4 protein-coding genes are annotated in these 5055 nt (G+C 63.5%); all 4 read right to left on the reverse strand.

Annotated elements, in window-relative coordinates; genetic code table 11:
* Window positions 1-310: 310 nt before the first annotated feature.
* Entirely contained in the window at window positions 311-655 is a 345-nt protein-coding gene (locus ACOVQ0_RS09355) for an energy transducer TonB (protein ID WP_421883361.1), read from the reverse strand.
* A gap of 48 nt (window positions 656-703) precedes the next feature.
* Window positions 704-2632 (reverse strand): methyl-accepting chemotaxis protein, encoded by a 1929-nt coding sequence (locus ACOVQ0_RS09360; protein ID WP_421883363.1) that lies wholly within the window; start codon window positions 2630-2632, stop codon window positions 704-706.
* 262 nt (window positions 2633-2894) lie between these two features.
* On the reverse strand, window positions 2895-3785 hold the full coding sequence (locus ACOVQ0_RS09365; protein WP_421883366.1) for an amidohydrolase family protein: 891 nt from the start codon (window positions 3783-3785) through the stop codon (window positions 2895-2897).
* Between the two features lie 127 nt (window positions 3786-3912).
* Window positions 3913-4980, reverse strand: coding sequence for a 4-oxalomesaconate tautomerase (locus tag ACOVQ0_RS09370; RefSeq protein WP_421883369.1), 1068 nt, complete (start codon window positions 4978-4980; stop codon window positions 3913-3915).
* Between the last annotated feature and the right edge of the window lie 75 nt (window positions 4981-5055).

Consider the following 5055-nt stretch of genomic DNA (forward strand, 5'->3'; position numbering starts at 1 on the left):
CAAGGCCTGCGGCGCTGCGCAACATCTTCGCGTCTTTGCGGCTTTGCGTGAGATAACTCTTCTGCCTGCTGGGGTTTCGTAAAACGACTGAGGCCCCCGCCTGCCCTTCGGGCAGTTTATCCTGAGCGACCGACCTGTCGGTCAGTCGAAGGGCGGGGGCGCGGGGTGCTTGGTTCGGGGGCGGAGGACGCAAAAAGGGGGCGATCCTTTTGGGACCGCCCCATTCATGTGCCGGGAGGGGTATCCGGCAGTTCAGGGCATCGGCGGTTCGCGGCAGGGGGAGTGCGGGGCCGATGCCGAGTGGGTAAAATCAGAGCAGTTTCCAGGTGACCGGCACCACGATGGTGGTTGCTCCACCCGGCGGCGGCGGGACCGAACCGGCGCGGGTTGGCATGGCGAGAGCTTCCTTATCCAGCGTGGAAGAGCCGGAAGGGGCGACCAGTTCGGTGCGTTCGACCGCACCGCCAGCGCCGACATAAACCCTTACGCGAGCAGTGCCTTCCTCACCACGCATCTGGGCGGTGCGGGGGTAGGTCTGTTTTGAACCGATAATGCGGGCGACCTGGCGTTGCCAATCGGCCGACTGGGCGAAAGCTGGCGTTGCGGTGAGCGCCAGAGCGGCGAGGCTTAAAGAAAATTTATCGATGAGGTTCATGGGGTTATCCTTGCGCGGTGGTGATGTGGAGGTGGGCGGTCGGGGACGTCAGAATTCAGACCAGTCGTCATCGCTGGCTTTGAGCGCGGTGTTGCCGATGACGGGGGCGAGGCGTGTTCCGGTGTGAGCTGGGGCGATGTGGACCGCAGCGGCGGGTGTGCGGTCAGACAGGCTGGAAACCGGCTCGACAAGGGCGACGGGGGTGGCGCGATAGTGTGCGCTGGTGCCGAGGCGGAAACGGGCAAGCTGATCGACGAGCGCGAGCGTTTCTGCCGAAAGATTGCGGGTGCCAGCGGAACTTTCTTCGACCATCGCGGCATTCTGCTGGGTGAACGAGTCCATCGACCCGACCATGCCCGAGATGTCAGCAATCCCTGCGGCCTGCTGACCCGCCGCTTCGGCAATGGCATCGACCAGTTCAGACACGGCGCTGACTTCGGTCACGATCTGGCGCAGCGCTTCGCCGCTGGATTCGACGAGCGCGACGCCGCCGCTGACTTCTTCGGTGCTCTTGCCGATCAGATCGCGGATGGATTTGGCGGCATCGGCGCTGCGCTGGGCAAGCGCGCGCACTTCGGTGGCGACGACCGCGAAGCCTTTGCCTGCGTCGCCTGCACGAGCGGCTTCGACGCCTGCGTTGAGCGCGAGCAGGTTGGTCTGGAAGGCGATACCATCGATCACGCCGACGATTTCGGCCATTTCGCGCGAGCTGGCTTCGATGCTGCGCATCGCGGCGATGGCGCGGTTGGCGGTATCACCCACACCATCGGCGGTGTTGCGCGCGTTTGAAAGGCGGGCGCTGGTCTGGCGCGCATTTTCCGCCGTGGTTTTTACCGATGTGGTAAATTCACTGAGGGTGAGCGAGGTTTCGGCAAGCGATGTGGCCTGCTGTTCTGTGCGCATGGCAAGATCGTTGGAGGCGCTGGCGATTTCGTTGGTGCCCAGCTTGATCGTGTTGCAGCCTTCGACGATTTTCGACAGCACCCGTTCGAGCGAGGCGACGGCGGCGTTGTAATCGACATGCAGCTTGGCCAGCGCGCCGCTGCCGTTTTCTGGCACGCGGAATGTGAGGTTGCCTTCGGCCAGCGCGGTGAGGCCATCGCCAATGGCATCGATGGTGACCTGCGTTTCGCGCGCACGCGATGCTTCGGCTTCTGCGCGGGCGTGATCGGAGGCAAAAACATCGCGGAACCGATCCAGCGCGCGGGCGAGCTGGCCCAGTTCGTCGTTACGGGCAAGGCCGGGGACATTCACCGCGTGATCGCCATCGACAAGCCGCGACACGGCTTCAGACATCTTCACCACGGGGCGAGCGATGCTGCGGATCAGCAAAGCCAGCATGACCAGCGCGGCAAGAAGGGTGAGGCCGAGCGCTGCGAACGTGAACTTGCGCGCCGAGGCACCGATGCTTTCTGCGCGGGTCGCCACGGCATCCGCCGCCTTCTTGTTGGCATCAATCGCGGTCAGGATGGCGTCTTCGAGCGTATAGAAGGTATCAAGACCTTCGCTTTCGTGCATGGCCTGTGCGCCAGTCGTATCGCCCGAAAGTGCCATCGATTGCAGGGTTTCATCCTGCGCGGTCAGCGCGGCCCACGCCTGTTTCATCGCAGATACGGCGCTTTTCTGTTCGGGAGCAACGACCAGCTTTTCGTAATCGGCAAGCCCGCCGTCGATAGCGCTGCGGGCGTTGCGCAGCATCTTCTGGCTGCGCGCCATTGCATCGGGCGAGGGGGCGGAAACCAGTTCGCCCTGCTTCAGGCGATATTGCGAGGTGAAGGCGTGGATATCGCCAAGTGTTTCGGCGCCCGGAATCCACACGGTGCGCTGTTCTGCGGCGATGGCGCTGACCTGGCCGATTTTTGCCACGGCGAAGAGGCCCATTGCCGCCGTTGCAGCCAGCAGGAGCGCGAAGGCGGCAATGAATTTGGCAGTGATATTGAACTTGAGCATCTTGGTCCCCGCAAAGGCACTCGGCATGAAGCCCGGTGCTAGTGCGGCAAGTGCAAGGTTCGGTAAGGGCAGCGGCCCGTATTGCTGCGCAGAGGCAGGTAAGGTTTTTGATCAGAGAGATTGCGATGGCGGCGCAGGCTGGCGGGGGTTGGGCCTGCGAATGTGCGGCTTTATGTGGTTAACGCTGCGGTGCGCGCAGGCGGAGCCTTGGTGTTGTTGCGGAGCGCTGGCGTAAAACGACTGAGGCCCCCGCCTTCGCGGGGGCGCTGTTGTTTGATCGGGAGGGAGGTCAGTCGGCCCAGTAGAGGCGCATCGGGTTGTCGATGAGGAGTTTGCGTTGCAGTTCCTCGGTCGGTGCGATGCGCGGGATCATGTCGACGAGGTGACCATCATCGGGCACTTCGGTGTCCATGTTGGGATGCGGCCAATCGGTGCCCCACAGTACGCGGTCCTGATAATCGGCCACGAGCGGGGCGACGGCATCGGCAAAGGCGTTCCAAGGATCGCCTGCGCCACCTTCCTTGATCGCGTCGAGCCGATCAGGACAGGTGGCCTTGAACCAGATGTCATCGCGGCTGTTGAGGAAATTGCGGAACGCCTTGATATCGGCACCGTCCGGCCCTTGGCGCACATCGGGGCGGCCCATGTGGTCTATGACGAGGGGAACGGGGATGGCGTCCATGAAGGGGCGCAGTTCCTCAAGGATGTCGGCCTCGAAATAGATTACCACGTGCCAGCCTGCGGGCAGGCGCTGGGCAACTTCGAGGAACTTGTCCTTGGGCGCATTGTCGACAAGGCGCTTGAGGAAGTTGAAGCGAATGCCGCGAATGCCGCCTTCGTGAAGAGCGTGAAGGTCTGCCTCCGAGATGGCGGGATCGACCACGGCGACGCCGCGCGCCTTTCCGTTGGACTTGGCGATGGCATCGAGCGTGGCGGCGTTGTCGGTGCCGTGGCAGCTGGCCTGAACGATGACGTTTTTGTCAAAGCCGAGGTGATCGCGCAGGGCGAAGAGCATGTCCGGGCCGGCGTCTTGCGGCAGATACTTGGCCTTGGCGCTGAACGGGAACTGCGCCATCGGGCCGAAGACATGGCAATGCGCATCGACCGCGCCTGCAGGCGGGACATAGCGCGGCTTCGACGGGTTGGCGTGCCAGCTGATGATGCGGTTCTGGTCGGTCATGGTCCTGTCTTCCTAACTTCGTCATCCCCGCGAAGGCGGGGATCCAGTTGTGCCAAGCGCTGCGTTTTGCCGCTTCTGGATTCCCGCCTTCGCGGGAATGACGACGGTGAGGTAGCGCAGCAGGGTTTCAGCCAAATACCACCCCGTCCATCAGCTTACGCGCGGTGCGCAGCAGGGCGGCGGTGCGGACTTCGCCGCTGTCGTCCACTTCCAGCACGCAGCTCATTTCGCCGGTGGGGTGTTCGACCGAGAGCAGCTTGCGCGGGCCATCGGGGATTTGGGCCACTTCGGCGGCGGGGGAGCCGGGGATCAGGCAGGCGGTGGCGACGCTGACTGCGCCGAGCACGCCGATGGTGGCATGGGCACGATGCGGGATGAAGCTGCGCACGGTAACCGCGCCGCCGTTTTTGGGCGGGGCGACGAGCATCATCTTGGGGACGGACTTTTCCTTCACGTCGCCCAGATTCATCATCGGACCGACGATCAGGCGGATCGCTTCGATCTTTGCCTTGAGATCCGTCGCGCTGTCGAGCCAGTCGCGGTCTTCATAGCCAGTTACGCCGAGGTCTTCGGCCTTCATGACGACGCAGGGCATTCCGTTGTCGATCAAGGTGAGGGCCACGCCGTTCACCACATCGACCGCGTTGCCGGTGGGCAGCAATGCGCCGCAGGAGGAGCCGGCGGTATCGCGGAATTCAAGCGGGACCGGGGCGTGGGCGCCGGGGACGCCATCGATTTTCGCGTCGCCTTTGTAGGTTACCACTCCGCCCGGCGTGCTGACGGTGGCGACGGCAACTTGCCCGGTGTTTTCCATGTAGATCGCGACGCGGGTTTCATCGTCGGTTGCCGAGACGAGGCCGCGCTCGATGGCGAAGGGGCCAACGCCAGCGAGGATATTGCCGCAGTTCTGCGCGTCGGTGACGATGGCCTGATCGACGAAGACCTGCAGGAACAGGTAATCGACATCGATGCCTTCGCGCGTGGACTTCGAGACAACCGCGACCTTGCTGGTCAGGGGGTCTGCGCCGCCCATGCCATCGATCTGTACGGGATCGGGGCTGCCCATCATGGCGAGGAGGAAGGCATCGCGGGTGGCGGTGTCTGCGGGCAGGTCGTCCTTCAGGAAATAACCGCCCTTGGATGTGCCGCCGCGCATCCACATGCACTGCACGCCTTTGGGGATGCCCTCAGACATACTTGAGGCCTTCCTTTTCAAGGCGTTCGCGCATCTTGTACATGTCGAGGCCGAGGACGCCGGATGCCAGCTTCT

The sequence above is a fragment of the Novosphingobium sp. genome (assembly GCF_049240505.1).
Taxonomy (GTDB): domain Bacteria; phylum Pseudomonadota; class Alphaproteobacteria; order Sphingomonadales; family Sphingomonadaceae; genus Novosphingobium.